At 46.3% G+C, this 15,898-nt stretch carries 14 protein-coding genes; 8 read left to right on the forward strand and 6 right to left on the reverse strand.

Going from position 1 to position 15,898, the window contains the following annotated elements; genetic code table 11:
* Nucleotides 1-34: 34 nt before the first annotated feature.
* Nucleotides 35-472 carry a hypothetical protein gene (locus QUB26_RS07225; RefSeq protein WP_333237432.1) on the forward strand — a complete coding sequence of 146 codons (438 nt, stop codon included), beginning with the start codon at nucleotides 35-37 and terminating at the stop codon, nucleotides 470-472.
* A gap of 90 nt (nucleotides 473-562) precedes the next feature.
* Here QUB26_RS07225 and QUB26_RS07230 read toward each other — a convergent pair whose 3' ends face one another.
* Entirely contained in the window at nucleotides 563-985 is a 423-nt protein-coding gene (locus QUB26_RS07230) for a DCC1-like thiol-disulfide oxidoreductase family protein (protein WP_333237434.1), read from the reverse strand.
* Nucleotides 986-1,027: 42 nt separating this feature from the next.
* Nucleotides 1,028-4,108 carry a PAS domain S-box protein gene (locus tag QUB26_RS07235; RefSeq protein WP_333317298.1) on the reverse strand — a complete coding sequence of 1,027 codons (3,081 nt, stop codon included), beginning with the start codon at nucleotides 4,106-4,108 and terminating at the stop codon, nucleotides 1,028-1,030.
* Nucleotides 4,109-4,566: 458 nt separating this feature from the next.
* On the opposite strand from QUB26_RS07235, the gene QUB26_RS07240 reads away from it, so the two are divergent.
* From QUB26_RS07240 to QUB26_RS07270, 7 genes are all read left to right on the forward strand, one after another.
* The gene (locus tag QUB26_RS07240; protein ID WP_333302656.1) at nucleotides 4,567-4,725 is read left to right on the forward strand and encodes a hypothetical protein; all 159 of its coding nucleotides are present in this window, start codon (nucleotides 4,567-4,569) and stop codon (nucleotides 4,723-4,725) included.
* Nucleotides 4,726-4,768: 43 nt separating this feature from the next.
* Nucleotides 4,769-5,962: an NAD(P)/FAD-dependent oxidoreductase gene (locus QUB26_RS07245; protein WP_333237438.1), complete on the forward strand. Its 1,194-nt coding sequence runs from the start codon at nucleotides 4,769-4,771 to the stop codon at nucleotides 5,960-5,962.
* 125 nt (nucleotides 5,963-6,087) lie between these two features.
* The gene (locus QUB26_RS07250; RefSeq protein WP_333237440.1) at nucleotides 6,088-6,816 is read left to right on the forward strand and encodes an HAD-IA family hydrolase; all 729 of its coding nucleotides are present in this window, start codon (nucleotides 6,088-6,090) and stop codon (nucleotides 6,814-6,816) included.
* 257 nt (nucleotides 6,817-7,073) lie between these two features.
* Nucleotides 7,074-7,697, forward strand: coding sequence for a DUF3859 domain-containing protein (locus tag QUB26_RS07255; RefSeq protein ID WP_333237442.1), 624 nt, complete (start codon nucleotides 7,074-7,076; stop codon nucleotides 7,695-7,697).
* Between the two features lie 72 nt (nucleotides 7,698-7,769).
* Nucleotides 7,770-9,524 carry an asparagine synthetase B family protein gene (locus QUB26_RS07260; protein ID WP_333317300.1) on the forward strand — a complete coding sequence of 585 codons (1,755 nt, stop codon included), beginning with the start codon at nucleotides 7,770-7,772 and terminating at the stop codon, nucleotides 9,522-9,524.
* A gap of 179 nt (nucleotides 9,525-9,703) precedes the next feature.
* Complete coding sequence (locus QUB26_RS07265; protein WP_333237446.1) at nucleotides 9,704-10,924, forward strand: decarboxylase; 1,221 nt, start codon at nucleotides 9,704-9,706, stop codon at nucleotides 10,922-10,924.
* 230 nt (nucleotides 10,925-11,154) lie between these two features.
* A complete protein-coding gene (locus tag QUB26_RS07270; protein WP_333302654.1) occupies nucleotides 11,155-12,474 on the forward strand; it encodes a hypothetical protein in 1,320 nt (439 codons plus the stop codon).
* Between the two features lie 316 nt (nucleotides 12,475-12,790).
* On the opposite strand, the gene argJ is transcribed toward QUB26_RS07270, so the two are convergent.
* The 4 genes from argJ to rpsF all read right to left on the reverse strand — a co-directional run bounded on the left by argJ (nucleotide 12,791) and on the right by rpsF (nucleotide 15,898).
* Nucleotides 12,791-14,032, reverse strand: a complete 1,242-nt coding sequence (gene argJ, locus QUB26_RS07275; RefSeq protein ID WP_333237645.1) for a bifunctional ornithine acetyltransferase/N-acetylglutamate synthase — start codon at nucleotides 14,030-14,032, stop codon at nucleotides 12,791-12,793.
* A gap of 313 nt (nucleotides 14,033-14,345) precedes the next feature.
* The gene (locus QUB26_RS07280) at nucleotides 14,346-14,486 is read right to left on the reverse strand and encodes a hypothetical protein (protein WP_015176121.1); all 141 of its coding nucleotides are present in this window, start codon (nucleotides 14,484-14,486) and stop codon (nucleotides 14,346-14,348) included.
* A gap of 61 nt (nucleotides 14,487-14,547) precedes the next feature.
* Nucleotides 14,548-14,742: a hypothetical protein gene (locus tag QUB26_RS07285; protein ID WP_006631905.1), complete on the reverse strand. Its 195-nt coding sequence runs from the start codon at nucleotides 14,740-14,742 to the stop codon at nucleotides 14,548-14,550.
* Between the two features lie 820 nt (nucleotides 14,743-15,562).
* On the reverse strand, nucleotides 15,563-15,898 hold the full coding sequence (gene rpsF, locus QUB26_RS07290) for a 30S ribosomal protein S6 (RefSeq protein WP_006631907.1): 336 nt from the start codon (nucleotides 15,896-15,898) through the stop codon (nucleotides 15,563-15,565).

Below are 15,898 nucleotides of genomic sequence, written 5' to 3' on the forward strand. Positions count from 1 at the left end.
AATGTAATAACTATATTTGATAGGAGTATTTCGAGTGAACGCTGCCGAACAAGCCAAAAATATAGAAGTTGCCAGCAAAATTGCTGCGGTTGTTAATTTATTCAAGTCCGAATTCCCGGATGCAAAAGTCGATTTGAAACCTTGGATGAATGACGAGGATACTAGAGAACTTGTCGATCCAGATTCGATCGACATTGGCTTCCATTTTCCCGGTAGAAGCCGCTTGTTGCAAAGCCGCAGCATTTTGATTCAAATCCGATTTTACCAAGATCCGGTGGAAGGATATCGGCGGGCGATCGGAGTTGAGGCCGCCGGTTACGATCATAGTGGTCAGCAGTGGCACTTTTCTACTGTGGAAAATTGGAATTTTCTCGGCCTAACCGAACCTGCGGTGGAGTCGGCGCAAAAACTCAAAGACTTTTGCCAGCAGATTTTTGATTTGTTTAATCAATCAATCGATTTTAGATTTTAGATTTTAGATTTTAGATTGAAGGTCAATCGGCGATTGAAATCGGGCAACCACGGGGGGATTGCCCCTACGGAAACGAAGGTGGATTTGGTATTAGTCCCGATTGTCGCAATTGCCGATCGACTTACAGCCAACTGGATAAACAGATTTGTAAGTAGTCGATCGCTTGCCAAACAAAGTATAGCGGTTATCGCGGACTTGTTCGTACACGCGATCGCCCATCCACTTCATCCCCGGCATTGCCCGATAAGCAGCCACAAAAACCTCGCCAGCAGGCAATATCCGTCCGATTTCCTCCGCCGCATCGCTGCCCTGCCAGCGGCGTTCCGGGGTGTTGCCATCTATCAAAATCATCCCCATTTCGCAGTCACCAGACGTAATCCCAAAGTGATTTAATTGCTCTAAATCTTGCATGGAAATATACTCAAAATTCTGGCCTTTATCTAAGTTTTCTAGTAACTGCACCAAGGTAACGCAGAGATTGCAATTGCCGTCGTAAATTACGTTATATTTCATTAGTTGACTGTTGACTGTTGACTGTTGACTACTGACTACTGACTACTGACTATTCCCTACAGGAATCTCGATCGCAAATTCCGTACCTTGACCCGGTGCAGAATCGCAATGAAGCTGCCCGCCGTGCTTTTCCACTACAATTTGATAGCTAATAGACAGCCCCAAACCAGTACCTTTACCGGGTTCTTTCGTAGTAAAAAACGGATCGAACAGCCTTTCGTGAACATCTATCGGAATCCCCGGGCCGTTGTCAGCAATCCTAATCACAATATGAGAAGGATACCGAATCGAAGTATCAGAAACAGCAGAATCGGGTGGCATCAAAGCATCCTGTTCATATTTTACCTCCGTACAAATCCGCAGCGTCGGCGAAGGACAATAAGGAATAAGCGCCTGTTCCCCCTGCGCCCACTGTCCAGTCTCCATTGCCTCTTCCAAAGCATCAATTGCATTGCCGATAATATTCATAAATACCTGATTCAACTGTCCTGCATAACACTGTACGCGGGGCAAATTCCCGAACTCTTTGATCAGTACAATTTTAGGATGCCCTGCCGTTTCTTTCAACCTGTGTTGCAAAATCAACAAAGTGCTTTCAATCCCTTCGTGAATATCCACCTGCTTTTGTTCGGCTTCATCTAATCGCGAAAAATTCTTCAGTGACAGCACAATTTGACGAATTCGCTCTGCTCCCATTTTCATCGAATTTAAGAGGTTCGGCAAATCTTTGAGCAGAAAATTTAAATCAACATCATTTATTTCTTGTTGAATTGCCGATGTTGGTTGCGGGTATTCCTGCTGGTAAAGTTGCAGCATTTTTAGCAAGTCTTTAAAGTAATCGTCAGCGTGCATGACGTTGCCGTAAATAAAGCTAACTGGATTGTTGATTTCGTGAGCAACGCCAGCGACTAATTGCCCCAAACTTACCATTTTTTCATTTTGAACCATCATGCTTTGAGTTTTATGCACATCCCGCAGGGCTTTTGCCAATTCTTGATTTTTAGCCCTCAATTGACTTTCGGAAAGTCGCACCGCTTCTTCTGCGTGTTTGCGATCGGTAATATCTTTACGAATTGCTACATATTGATGGGGTTCGCCGTTGGTATTTAAGAAAGGTACAATGGTAGTATCCAACCAGAATAATGTGCCATCTTTAGCTTGATTTTTCATTTCTCCTCGCCAAACCTTTCCCTGGCGGATGGTTGACCAAAGCTCCTTGAAAAAATCGGCTGAGTGATAGCCAGAATTGACAAGTCTGTGGGTTTTGCCAATCAGTTCTTCTCGGGAATATTTAAAGAGTTCGCAAAATTGATCGTTGACATAGGTAATGGCTCCGAATTCGTCGGTATTCGAGACAATTGCCGATTGATCCAAAGCAAATTTTTCAAATTCCAACTCTTGGAGAGTTTGGCGCAATTCTGCTTCGGCTTGTTTGCGATCGCTAATATCGGTAATCATCCGCAACACCCCGGAAAATTCGCCCTCACCGTCGAACATCGGCGTCGCCGAGACGATCGCCCACAAGTGAGATCCGTCTTTGCGAGTAAACTTAAAATCGTGGCGTTCGCGAATGCCTTGCCGCCGGCGCTGGACGTAACTTTCTGCTATTTTCCTAGACTCGCAGTCGATAAACTCAAATAGCGATCGCCCCAGCATTTCCTCCACAGTATACCCCAGCATTTCGGCCATCATGCTGTTAGCAAAAGTCGTGATACTTTCGCTGTCAAACATCCAAACGCCCTCCGAAGCCGTCTCGACAATGCAGCGGTAATAATTCTCCCTCTCCCTGACTGTTGCCTCTGCTTGCTTGCGATCCGTAATATCAGTTTGTACCGCAATAAAACCTTCTAGTTCGCCATTTTCTTGATAAATTGGGGCGATCGAAAGCGCCACCCAATAACCCTTTCCATCCTTGCTGTAATTGTATATTTCCTGATTAAACGGCACGCCCGCAGCCAAAGCAGATCGCAGTTGAGCAATAGTTACCGGGTCTGTTTGAGCGCCTTGCAGTACATCACCCGGTTTTTTTCCCTGCATTTCTGCCAGCACATAACCGCTAATCCGAGTAAATCCTTCATTCACCCATTCAATGCAGCCTTGAGCATCAGTAATAATCACACCATTTTGCGTTTTTTGAGCCACAATGGCCAAGCGCAACAATTCTGTTTCAGTTTTTTTGCTTTCCGTAATATCTTCAGCAATACCCAAAATGTACTTAGGCGCGCCCGATTCGTCAAACAAAGGAACTTTTTTTGTGTGCAAAATCCGCTTGCCTCGGTGCGGAAGTTCGATAGTTTGTTCGGGCAAATCTACGCCTTTTCTAGTTTCCAGCACTTCTAAATCTTGTGCTTGCAAGTAATTGGCCTGAACTGACTCCAACAAGTCAGCAGCATTGTTTAAAATCACTTCATCCCTGGAATAGCCAAACAATTCTTCGCTAGCAGTATTCCAATAAATAAATTTTTGCTCTACAGCATCTTTAATAAAGACGCTAATTGGTAGATTTTGCAGTACCGCATTCAGAAAATCTTGAGTGTTTCGCAGGTTTTCCTCAGCTCGCTTTCGTTCCGTAATATCCAAAATTACTCCGTCGAGATAAACAACCCGACACTGAGAATTTGCGATCGGCGAAACCGGCGAAACTGGCAAAACCACAGCCGACAAAAAGCCCTCAATTTCCCCTTGTTCCTCTTGTTTTCCTCTATCCTCTTCCGCCTCGCAGCAAACAGCTTTGCCTTTTTCGTAAACCCAGCTAATAGCGCCGTCAGCCCGGACAATCCGGTATTCAAGGATGTACGGAGTTCTGGTTTCTACACTTTTTTTGACAGTAGCATCCACATTTTTGCGGTCTTGAGGATGGATAATGCTGGCAAAAGAACGGACGCGATCGTTGATAAAATCAGAAGAAGGATAGCCTGATATTTCTTGAACAGCCTCGCTCAAAAACGCCATTGTGCGTGTTAATTCCTCCTCGTCCGTATACTCGCAGGTACAGCGGTAGACAGCACCAGGAATATTAGCTACTAAATTTTTATATTTTTCTTCGCTTTTTAACAAAGATGAGCCGTCTTCCTTATTGGGATCGCCGTTCTTAAATTTAGAAGAATTAGAGGAAATTTGCATGATTTTTTCACTTGTGAGTGCGGGGGCAAGTGTTAGAGTAGATTACCCTATAAAAAGTGAATTAAATTGGCGAAATAATTCGTTATAAACTAATATAGTACAAAATTAGTTCTGCGAACATTCAGAAAATTTGAGGGTGGCTAATAGGTAGAGCTAATCAAGGCTAGAGATGTAGAAAACAGTTCGGAAACGCATTGTCTAACGGATTTAATGGATTTAACTCACGCCCAGAGCACAATTATCAAGAACAGGCAAGAGGCCTGTTCCACAACAAGTGCATTTTCTTGTGAAGAGAACTATTATCAAGAACAGGCAAGATGCGTGCGTAAGTCCTGCCTTATTGAGAATGGTGCAACATATGAGTTAAATTCACATCTTGCACCATTCTCAATAAGCCTTTTCTGAACAGGCAAGATGCCTGTTCCACAAAGAATAGATTTTCTTGTGGAACAGGCATCTTGCCTGTTGCTGACAATGGTGCAACATCTCAGTTTAACGGATTTAACGAATGGATGTTGAGGTTCGAGGGAAATAGGGAAGATTTTCTCACTTTCCCACTCTGCGACTCTCCCACTCCCCCACTCCCCTTCCCCACTCCCTCACTCTCGTTAGAATAAGATAAGTTTCCTTGCTACCGACCAGCCCCTCAAACAAAAAACCATGACTCAACAACAACCCCGGATTTGCATTCTCGGCGGAGGCTTCGGCGGACTCTACACAGCCCTGCGCTTGAGTCAGTTACCCTTCTCCAAAACCGAAAAACCCGAAATAGTCCTAGTTGACCGCCGCGATCGATTTTTGTTCGTTCCCTTGCTGTACGAACTCCTGACCGGCGAACTCCAAACCTGGGAAATTGCCCCCCCGTTTGCCGAACTATTGGAAAACACAGGCGTGCGCTTTTGTCAAGGTACTGTCTCCGGCATCGATGTGGAGCAAAAACGAGTGCAGTTACACGACGGGCCAGAAATTCCGTGCGATCGCCTGGTTTTAGCTTTAGGCGGCAAAACCCCTCTAGATATGGTCAAAGGTGCCGTTGAATATGCTTACTCATTTCGCACTCTCGACGACGCCTACCGCTTAGAAGAAAGACTGCGGTTTTTAGAAGCCAGCAACAACGACAAAATTCGGGTGGCGATCGTCGGCGCCGGTTATTCAGGAGTAGAATTAGCTTGTAAATTAGCCGATCGACTCGGAGAAAAAGGTCGCGTGCGGTTAGTTGAGCAAGGGGACATGATTCTGCGGACATCACCGGAGTTTAACCGCCAAGCCGCCACCCAAGCTTTAGAAAAACGGAAAGTGTGGATCGACTTAGAAACAGCAGTAGAGGCGATCGAAGCAGACACAATATCCTTACTTTACAAAGGACAATTAGATGTTCTCCCCGTAGACATAGTGCTGTGGACAGTAGGAACTCAAGTTAGTCAAGCAGTGCGATCGCTACCCCTCAAACAAAACCAGCGCGGTCAATTAATAGTCAATCCGCAGATGCAAATTATCGACCATCCAGATATATTCGCCTTGGGAGACTTAGCTGAATGTCACGATGCAAATGGTCAAAAAGTCCCCGGAACAGCCCAAACAGCCTTCCAGCAAGCTGACTACACCGCATGGAACATTTGGGCCTCCCTGACCGGCCGCCCATTACTTCCTTTCCGCTATCAGCCCCTAGGAGAAATGATGACATTAGGAAATGACAACGCCACCCTAGCCGGTTTAGGAATTAAACTCGACGGACAACTAGCCCACATTGCTCGCCGCCTAGCCTATCTCTATCGGATGCCAACATTTGATCATCAGCTAAAAGTTGGTTTCAATTGGATTAGCAAGCCGATTCAGGATTTGCTGAAAAGTTAGTTAACTGTTAACTGTTAACTGTATTTATTAGTCCGCGCAGGCGGACTTTGTTTGTATAGTAGCGGTTTAAACCACCCAAAAACCTGACAAATAACAAATAACAAATAACAAATAACAAATAACAAATGACCAAAGTAATTTTTTTAGACGCCGCAGGTACACTATTTGATGTTCGCGGTAGCGTCGGCGAAGTCTACGGAGAACTAGCCAAGAGTTTTGGAGTAACAGTTAAAAGCGAAGAGTTAAATGCAGCCTTTTTCCAAAGTTTCGCCTCAGCAAGCCCGATGGCATTTCCAGGGAGAGAAACGGCAAAAATTCCCCAATTAGAATTTGAGTGGTGGCAAACAGTTTCCGCAAAAGCATTCCAAATAGCAGGCATTTTCCAGCAATTTTCTGACTTTCCCAAATTCTTTGTCGAACTCTACGCTCATTTTGCCACCGCCGAACCTTGGTTCGTCTATGCCGACGTATTGCCAGCATTAAATAAGTGGCAGCAACAAGGAATAGAATTAGCAGTAGTCTCGAATTTCGATTCCAGAATTTATGCAGTATTAAAAGCACTAAATTTAGCTGAATATTTCACATCAGTGACAATTTCCACCGAAGTTGGCGCAGCCAAACCCGATTCTCAAATTTTTACCGCCGCTTTGCAAAAGCACAACTGTATTGCGGAGAATGTGTTGCATATCGGCGACAGCTTCAAAGCTGATTATTGTGGTGCTAAAAATGCGGGATTAAACGCAATTTGGTTGAATCGCCAACAGGAAAAAATCAATTCAGGCAAATTGCCTTTAAGTGAAACAAAAATAGAAGTGTGCAGCAGTCTTGATTTTATAATCGAGGTTCTTAAATAGAGGACTTAGCGATAATGTGTAGGGTGCGTCGCTGTCAGAGATTCAATAAAAATTGGAGAGTATAGATGGCGACGCACCTTACCATAGCTTTTACATGAATTTTATGAGGTTAAGGTTAGGATTTTTATGAATTGACTTTGAGAGCTGTTTATTGAATAATATGAGTAATTTAACCGCAGAGAGCGCAGAGGGCGCAGAGGAAGAGAAGAGAAATGTGATGTGATTTTTATATCTAATTTTTACTGGGAAGGAACTCTATGGAACCTCGACTCACTCAAACTCAGTTAGCACAGGTAGTCGCTGAAATCGACAAGTTATCGCAGCAGCGCGAGTTAGAATTGGAACCCGATCAGGTAAGAGAAATTTTACGGGAGTTGAATCTGCCTGATGAGCTTTTAGAAGATGCGATCGCCCAAATGCGCCGCCGCGAAGTCCTAGAAAAACAGCAGCGACGGAATCGCTGGATCGCGATCGCCTCGACAGCGTGTGTCATATCTGCGATCGGTATAGGTGTACTGTTCGGGCAAAATCAGCAGCAGCAAACTGCTCAAATTGTCGCAGGAGAAGACCGAATTGCCCTATCTCAAAAGGGCGGTGACAGCCTTACTCAAGTCAACCGTCAAATCAATCCCCGCGTTTACTATCAGGTGACGTTGCAAAATGCTCTGATCGGTCGTGAGTTGTCTTTACAATGCGACTGGATTAATTCTAGCGGTCAAACTGTGCATCAGGGCAGGTATCAAACTCGCACGATCGATACTGCGGTTTGGAATACCCACTGCTTTTACGATCTCGGATCTGCTGCGGCCCCAGGCAAATGGGAAGTTCGGATGTCCCTGGATGGGCGCGTCATCAGCAGTGAACCTTTCACGGTGAAATAAATAGACTTATCCAAAAAAGCCTGTTTTGAACAGGCAAGATGCCTGTTCCACAATGATTATTGGAGACATCTAATGGGTGCGATCGACAAACCTTCACATTTTATCGGCTATTGGGGACTGGACGATCGCACAAAAACGCTCAGCCGTTTAGTCCCAGATTACTGCATTCGGCAGGGCAAATTATCAGAATGGGCGATCGCCTCTGCATCTGTACTCACGGCTGACACAGTGACGCTGAATGCTTGCGGGCGATTTGGGCCAACCGATTTACCGGGAGATGCTTGGGCGGCGGTAGAAGCGAAACAGCTACGGCTGGGGCGCGATCCGTTTGGGCGAGTGCCGCTTTATTGGATGCAGTTGGGAGAAACGATTTGGTTTGCGACGCAAATGCAACTGCTGCTACCGCTGATTGCTTCCCCTCAAATTAGCCCGATCGCCCTACACAGTTATGCTTGTTTTTCCTACGTGCCCACGCCGTTAACGCCGATCGAGCAAATTGCATCCGTAGCAGCCGGAAGCGAGATGATTTGGGAAATCGCCGATATTAAGGATCTGCCGAAAGTGAGATCGCTGCCTTCAGCTTGGCAAGAAGCGCCCCAACTACTGCGCCGTGAGGATGAGGCGATCGCACAATTGCAAGGGCTGTTGCAACAGGCGATCGATCGACAAGTGGCCGATTTGCCGATCGACGAACCCGTGGGCGTTTTACTCTCCGGCGGCATCGATTCTTCCCTGGTAACGGCGCTGCTAGTGAAAGCAGGCTTGCAGGTGCGCGCCTATGCCCTCGATTTTGGTGTCGAAGCCTATTCCGAACTGCCCTACGCCCAACAGGTGGCGGACTTTTTTCAGATTCCGCTGATCCGAGTGGCGGCGACGGGCGATGCAGTGTTGCGGGCGATCGGGCCAACCGCCAAAGCCCTCGATTTACCCTATGGAGATGGCACGACGGCTGCGCTGTTTTTGCTCAAACAGGCGGCGGCGCAAGACGTGCGAGTTGTATTCAATGGCGAGAATGGCGATCAGTTATTTGCCGGATGGACAAACAAGCCTTTGATTGCACACGGAGTTTACACGGCAGAACATCCGGCCGGAAAAGAAACTTTTGAACAGCAGTATTTGCGGACGTTTCAGCGATTTTATGGTTATGAAAAACAGATTTTTTCGCCAGAAATGCTCGATCGCATCCAGTCTCACGATTTGAGCGTTTATCTGCAAGACGCGATCGATCCCGGTTGTTTGTCGAAGAGGTGTCCTTCCCTGCTAGCGAGGCTGCGGCGGGCTTCGCTGATGCTCAAAGGTGCCCAAAATATTCAGCCGAGGGCAACGGCATTGGGGTTTGCTTGCGGTTTGTGGGTGCGATCGCCCTTCTGCGACCCCGACCTCACGGAGTGGACGTTTCAACTCCCTGGCGAGCTGCTACTGCAAGGTGCGTGCGAAAAATACATCCTCAAAAAAGCCTCCGAACGCTGGTTGCCACCGGAAATTGTCTGGCGGGAAAAGCGCGGGATGGGAGTCCCGTTGAAGGTTTGGTATTACCGGGAGTTTTGGGCTGCGATCGGCGATCGGCTGAATCCGAATCTGTTGCGATCGCAAAATTGCTGGCAGCCCCATTTGGCTGACTCGATGTTATCGGGACAACTCGGAGTTGCCATGCGCGATCGCTATATTGGCAATAATCTCTGGTTGCTGCTGATGTGGCAGGCATGGCGAACCGAGGTTTTAGGCGAAATTCCGGTTAAGCGATCGCTCGATCATGTGTTTTGGTTGCCACCGGCGATCGGGCAACGCATTTGGAAATATCGAAGGAGGTTGATGGTTGATAGTTGACAGTTGACAGTTGATATGGGCGGGGCGGGTTTATAAATTTGTTGGCTTTGAATTTGAGAATAATGGTGAACCCGCCCCTACAAGATATGGAATTATATCAGACAGATCCATCGGACTTGATATAACCTCCGTTACATCCGTTAAATCCCGTACATTCCTCGTTGCCAAACTTCTTCCTTATGACGGAATCTTTGCTACAGAATGAAACCAAAACTCATTCGCCGCCGTTCTCCGAAGCAATGGCCCAGCGACTTTTGTCAACTTATGGTTCGCCTTTATATGTGTATCAGGCCGATATCCTCCGTCAAACCCTTGACGATATTACCCGATCGATCGACTATCCGCACGTTCAGTTTCATTTTGCTAGCGTCACCAACGGCAATATTGCTCTGTTGCAATTGATTCAGCAGGCTGGTTGGGGGCTACACGCGAATACACCGGGGGATGTTTTTTTGGGACTGAAAGCGGGTTTTACGAGCGATCGCATTGTCTACACCGGCAGTAACCTCAACAGGGCGGATATTCAGCAATTGATTGAATGGAAGATCGATCAATTTAACTTCGATTGTCTGTCCCAACTCCAAGATTTTTGCGAATATTCCGGGAGTCAACCGCGATCGATCCGTGCCGAAATTGGACTGCGCCTCAACTCACCAGAATTGACGGGAGACAGTCGGATTGGAGTGCGTCCCGCCGAATTCGAGAAAGCCAACGAAATCGCGCAGCAGCAGGGGTTGAGGATTACCGGATTGCATTTTTATAGGGGGACTGGAACTAACGCCACGAGTGCTTTTACGCAGGCGATCGATCGGCTAATTGCGATCGCCCAACTGTTGCCCGATTGGCGAACCCTCGATTTTGGCGGTGGTTTTGGCTATCCCTATCGAGGCGGTGCGGTGTTTGACTGGCGGGAGTTTGGTGCGGCGATTACTGAACGATTGAGTGCGCTATCTCGCCCGATCGAGTTGGTGATTGAACCGGGACGATCGGCGATCGCAGGTTGTGGCGTTTTGCTTGCGAAAGTTGTTTCGGTGAAGTGGTTGGGCGACAGGCAAATTGTCGGCGTGGATACGACTGTATCAAATCTATCGGTACCTGCGGTGCACGGGGGCTATCGGGCGATCGCAACTTGGGAAACTGGCGATGTATCGCGGCATGAAACGGATATTTGCGGCAACACAACTTATTCGCGGGATTATTTGGGGCGCAACTGTTGGCTACCCAAACTCAAAACTGGGGATACGATCGCAATTTTGGATAGCGGGGCTTACGGCTATGCGATGTCATCTCATTTTCTGCACCGCCCCCGCCCTGCTGAGGTGTTAATTGATGCTAAGGGCGATCGATTAATTCGACAGCGAGAAGACTATTCTATCTTGTTAAACGGGCAAGTATTTTAAACCTGAGATGTTACACCATTCTTAAGAACAGGCAAGATGCCTGTTCCACAATAAATAAATTCTCTTGTGGAACAGGCATCTTGCCTGTTGCTGACAATGGTGTAACATCTCGGTTGTAACGAAGTTATCTCTCTTCTCTTCCTCTGCGCCCTCTGCGGCCTCTGCGGTAAAATCATTCCAAAACAACCGTCAACGATATAAATCCATTAAATCAATCAGGAGTAACCGAAATGGGAATGAAATGCGTCCAGTGTAATACCGATAACAATTTGCGCGATCGTACCAGGAACTCAGGTCGCTGTAAGAATTGCAATCATCCGTTTGTCTTTGAACCCACTACCGTCACTGATAAAACATTGGCATTCACCGATCCCTTTTTCAAAAAGGCGATCGAAAATATTTCCAGCCAAAATATGTTGTTTTTTACGCACAAACAGTTTTTGTATTTTATTGACCAAAAGCTTAAATCTCGCGCGCCAGAAACCAGTTGGATTTTGACCTACTTCTTGTTTAGCGTATTTGCTGGAACCTTCTCCCTTACCTTCGCTCTTGCTATTTTTTCCTCACAATTCGCAGTTATTATTTCCTTCGCTCTCTACAATTTGATTTGGATATGGCTATTTTTCCACTCCAGCAAATCTCCTGCTCAAGGTATTCGCGGCAGAAGAATTAATGCTAAAAACCTCCAAATTTTAGGGGGAATTATTTTAGTGAGCGGCATTTCAGGAAGCCTAATATTTGATTATTTTCCAGGATACATCGTAGCGATTATACTAGGGCTATTTTCCTACTGGCTCGGCATTTACCAAAAAACTCGCCCACAGATAACGGGTGAAATATTTCTAGTTAATCAAGCGCAGAGCGATAAATGGCTGCGAGACTGGCAAACAGTGAACGGCACATTAGAAAAACTGCTCCCTGCACCTCGTCAAGAAGCTTTACCCGCCAGCATCGATCGCGAAGTTAGCGCCTACAGTTTCGATCGCGCAATTATCTGCGACAGTGACGAAATCGCTCAATTCCTGATTGCCAACAACGTCCATTTTGAAAACAACTGCGCCATTCTTAGTATTAGTGGCTATCCCCAAAGCATCTTCAGTACCGTGATTGAAATGCTGCGGCGCAATACCGATTTAAAAGTCTATGCACTGCACAATGCGAGCCCTGCAGGAGTTCGCTTGGTAAATCAACTGCGAACTAATCCAAACTGGTTTGCGAATCAAGCGGTGACAATTTTTGATTTGGGAATTTCTCCCCGTCAAATCTTAGCATCCCGCGATATGTTTGTGCAGCAATCTCAAACAATCGCACAAACAGCCCGTCAATTACCCGACGCTGTAAGGCAAAGTTTAACAGCAGAAGAACTAGCATGGCTGGATGCAGGCAATTTTGTGGAATTGGAATCGTTTACGCCGCAGCGGTTGTTGCGCGTGGTGAATTATGGGCTTGCTCAGAGTGGCGAACCGCAGGGTAACGAGGGCTTAATATTAGTGGATGATAATGTTGGATATGGTGGCGGCTATGTGTTTGTCTCCGATAGTTTTGGTTAGGGCGTGTTTTCAAGACTTTTTTATTATTAATAATAACCTTAAAAAGTCTTGAAACTTAGTCTGAATAAGATTTTTAGCGCTCTTTTGTTAAAATCCTAAAAAGCTGAGCTCTGTAACGGCTTTAGCGATTTTAAAATGAGGAGGAAAAAAGCTGAGATTAACTTGGTGAGTAAAGGTTTGAGATTTTTTAAATTCCCCCCACGGGGAGGGAATTTAGTTTAAATTGTGTGAAATTTGCCTTCAACTTTCTCTCGTCTGGTTTTGTTTTTGTAGGCGCGGTTTCTAACCACCAGGACTTCTAACCGCCTGGACTTATTTAAGTCGTATACTCCGCATTAATCTTCACGTAGTCGTAACTCAAATCGCATCCCCAAGCTTTCGCAAAACCGCTGCCATTCCCGACACTAACCTGAATTAAAACCGTATCAGCCTTCAAATATTCCCCTTCCGCAGCCGCTTTCATATAATTACTTGCAGCAGCGCGATCGAACTCTTTAGGTTGTCCGTTTTCCATCATCAAAAAATCCCCCAATTGAATCCGCAAATTCTCTTGCTCGAAAGCGACACCAGCGCGCCCAGCCGCCGCCGCAATTCTGCCCCAATTCGGATCGCGTCCGAAAATAGCAGCTTTCACCAAAGAAGAACCGACAATTGTTTTGGCAATTTTACTCGCAGAAACTTCATCTAGCGCGCCACTAACTTGCACTTCCACCAAACAAGTTGCACCTTCGCCGTCACGGGCGATCGCCTTTGCTAAATGCACGCAAACTTCTGTCAGCATCGCCTCTAATTTTTCAGCATCTGCCCCCATTTCTGTAATTGCGGGTGTGCGGGATTGACCGTTTGCCAAAGCAATTAGCGAATCGTTGGTACTGGTATCGCCGTCAACAGTAATTTGATTGAAACTTCTGTTAGCCGCCCGACTCACCATTTCTTGCCACAAATGCGATGACACTGCTGCATCGCAAGTTACAAATGCCAGCATTGTTGCCATATTCGGGTGAATCATTCCCGAACCTTTGCAAATGCCGCCGATGCGGACGGGTCGATCGCCAAACATGGTTTCCAGCGCGATCGTTTTCGGCACTAAATCAGTCGTACAAATAGCCTTAGCCGCCGCATCGGAACCAGTTTCCGATGCCTCAGCAACTAATCGGGGAATTCCCGCCCTCAGCGGCTCCATTTTTATCCGCTGTCCGATGACGCCAGTGGAGGCCAAAAGAATCGATTCTGGAGGAATATTCAGCGCTTCTCCCAACAATTCGGCACTTTCGAGGGCATCTGCCAAACCTTGTTCGCCAGTAGCAGCATTAGCTTGTCCCGCATTGCACAAAATTGCTTTCGCACTGGGTTTAGCTTGCAAACGCTGGCGGCAGTAGTCCACGCAAGCAGCCCGGACAGTGGAGGTTGTGAAGACTCCGGCGGCGATCGCGTCTACCTCTGACAAAATTAAACTTAAATCTGGTAAGCCTGAAGGCTTCAAGCCCGCTGTAATTCCCGATGCTCGATACCCTCTGGGTGCTGTAACTCCGCCGTCAATTTCTTTCCAGTCTGACATCATGACCTCCCTAGTAGCCTTCAATCTGCTGAAAGGGGATTATACCATTTTAGATTTTAGATTTTAGATTTTAGACTTCGGCGTGAGCGCTCAGTCGAACGATTTTAGATTTTAGATTTTAGATTTGCCATTCTTTTGGGCCCAATTTCCCATTCCTCATTCCCAATTCCTAATTCCCCATAAAACTAATCGCGGCTTCCAATCTTGAGTTAGAACTCAAGAAGAAGTCGCGACGGTTTGGTAATTGACATTATTAATTTTTAGCTAGCAAACAACACACTCGATTCAACTATCTCGCCGTTGAAAAAAGGGGTTATTTGCGATCGATACTCGCTGGAGAACCAGCATCTAAACCAACTTCAGCAGCCACACGGCTCAGCATGGATTCCTGACGGTTTTTGACGACGTGTTGATGGCGCATCATCAGGTTGCGGGCTTGTTCTTGAGTGGACATAACTGATTTCTCCAAATTATAGGTAATAACTTCGTAGACAATTGTCGAAATTGAGTTTGCCCTAGCTCATAGTGGCGTTGCTGCGATCGTAGCTGGCTTGAAAGCTGGGCTGCGGTTTGCCTTGAATGTGACCCCAGTAGTGCGTATCTTCCATCCCGACTTCGGTGGCGGTGCGGTTGAGCATGGATTGCTGGCGGTTCTTCACCAGTTGGTGGTGGCGCATCATCAGAGAGCGAGCTTGATTTTCGGTAGACATATGGGGTTCCTCCGTATTCTTTAGATTAATGTTGGGCTTGTTTTTTCTTCTCTTCTATCACTATAACAGACAATTCTGTATCTAAAGCTACCAAATAAAAATTGTCACAAAAGTTTACAATTGGGCTATGGGGCGAGAATCTCGATCGAGGTTGCAGGGAGTGCGATCGACCTTGGGCTAGTTGATTCAGGCCCAACCTCAAGCAGCAGTTGGCAAAATTTGACAATACTCCTCTTCTAAGAGCCACATTTTAGCGGCTACCTAATTGCCAAGGGCAAAAATAACTTTATAGTTTGGTTCAGAGTTATAGATGCAGAATTTTGCCTCTCAAGAAAGTCGAATTTGCCTTAGTTAACAGTAAATTTAATAAGTAGCGAATCACAATTAGATTTACAATGATTAAGCAGCTATGCTCAAGCATAGTCAAGTTTTTTCTAGTCAACTAGATAATAGAGTTGGGCTAAGTGAATCGCCCTCGCCATCCTCAAAAAGCGAGCTTTGTTTGTTGATAAAAATAGATTAAGTCCCAGCAGTCTCCCCACAAAAAAGAGCGATCGTCCTCCCGTAGAAAAACAATCGCCCATTCACCTATAATTTCAATTAACATCAAGTCCCGCCCTTAAAAAACTATGTTCCACAATTCCAGAGCTCCCCCCAGCCTCTTTTTCAGGAGGCTGCCAGGGGGAGCGAAAGGCTCTGACGTTAGTTTTTCAAGTTGTGTGTACAGGGTAGCCCTTAAGAAAGGCGTGCCGGAGAATAAGCGGCCCTAATCGTCAAACAGTAGACTGGTACTACATAAAACGTTAAGTTGACAGGAATGCTACTCGGCGACTTCAGCTTCAGCTTCCGCTTCAGGTGCATCTGGCACATCTTGCTTGATAGTCAAATAGCGAATCACTTCTTCGCTCAGACGCATCGCGCGCTCTAGGGTAAAAATTGCAGCGCCCGGAGCTGTATAGTTCATTTGAACGTATACTCCGTCCCGGTGCTTGCCGATTTCGTAAGCCAAGCGGCGCTTGCCGCGGTGCTGAGTTTCGATGCTTTCAGCACCTTGATCGCGCAAAATAGTTTGATATTTAGCGATCGCCTGGTCTGTCATTTCCTCACCCAAATCTGGGCGCAGAATGTACATAGTTTCGTAAATAAACGGTTTCAT

The sequence above is a fragment of the Microcoleus sp. B4-C1 genome, from assembly GCF_036705285.1.
Taxonomy (GTDB): Bacteria; Cyanobacteriota; Cyanobacteriia; order Cyanobacteriales; family Microcoleaceae; genus Microcoleus.

Bases quoted from the DNA above. Each gene is read 5' to 3' on its own strand.
- QUB26_RS07230 (WP_333237434.1), bottom strand. From the start codon at position 985: ATGAAATATAACGTAATTTACGACGGCAATTGCAATCTCTGCGTTACC.
- QUB26_RS07235 (WP_333317298.1), bottom strand. From the start codon at position 4,108: ATGCAAATTTCCTCTAATTCTTCTAAATTTAAGAACGGCGATCCCAAT.
- QUB26_RS07245 (WP_333237438.1), top strand. From the start codon at position 4,769: ATGACTCAACAACAACCCCGGATTTGCATTCTCGGCGGAGGCTTCGGC.
- QUB26_RS07250 (WP_333237440.1), top strand. From the start codon at position 6,088: ATGACCAAAGTAATTTTTTTAGACGCCGCAGGTACACTATTTGATGTT.
- QUB26_RS07255 (WP_333237442.1), top strand. From the start codon at position 7,074: ATGGAACCTCGACTCACTCAAACTCAGTTAGCACAGGTAGTCGCTGAA.
- QUB26_RS07260 (WP_333317300.1), top strand. From the start codon at position 7,770: ATGGGTGCGATCGACAAACCTTCACATTTTATCGGCTATTGGGGACTG.
- QUB26_RS07265 (WP_333237446.1), top strand. From the start codon at position 9,704: ATGACGGAATCTTTGCTACAGAATGAAACCAAAACTCATTCGCCGCCG.
- QUB26_RS07270 (WP_333302654.1), top strand. From the start codon at position 11,155: ATGGGAATGAAATGCGTCCAGTGTAATACCGATAACAATTTGCGCGAT.
- argJ (WP_333237645.1), bottom strand. From the start codon at position 14,032: ATGTCAGACTGGAAAGAAATTGACGGCGGAGTTACAGCACCCAGAGGG.
- QUB26_RS07280 (WP_015176121.1), bottom strand. From the start codon at position 14,486: ATGTCCACTCAAGAACAAGCCCGCAACCTGATGATGCGCCATCAACAC.
- QUB26_RS07285 (WP_006631905.1), bottom strand. From the start codon at position 14,742: ATGTCTACCGAAAATCAAGCTCGCTCTCTGATGATGCGCCACCACCAA.
- rpsF (WP_006631907.1), bottom strand. From the start codon at position 15,898: ATGAAACCGTTTATTTACGAAACTATGTACATTCTGCGCCCAGATTTG.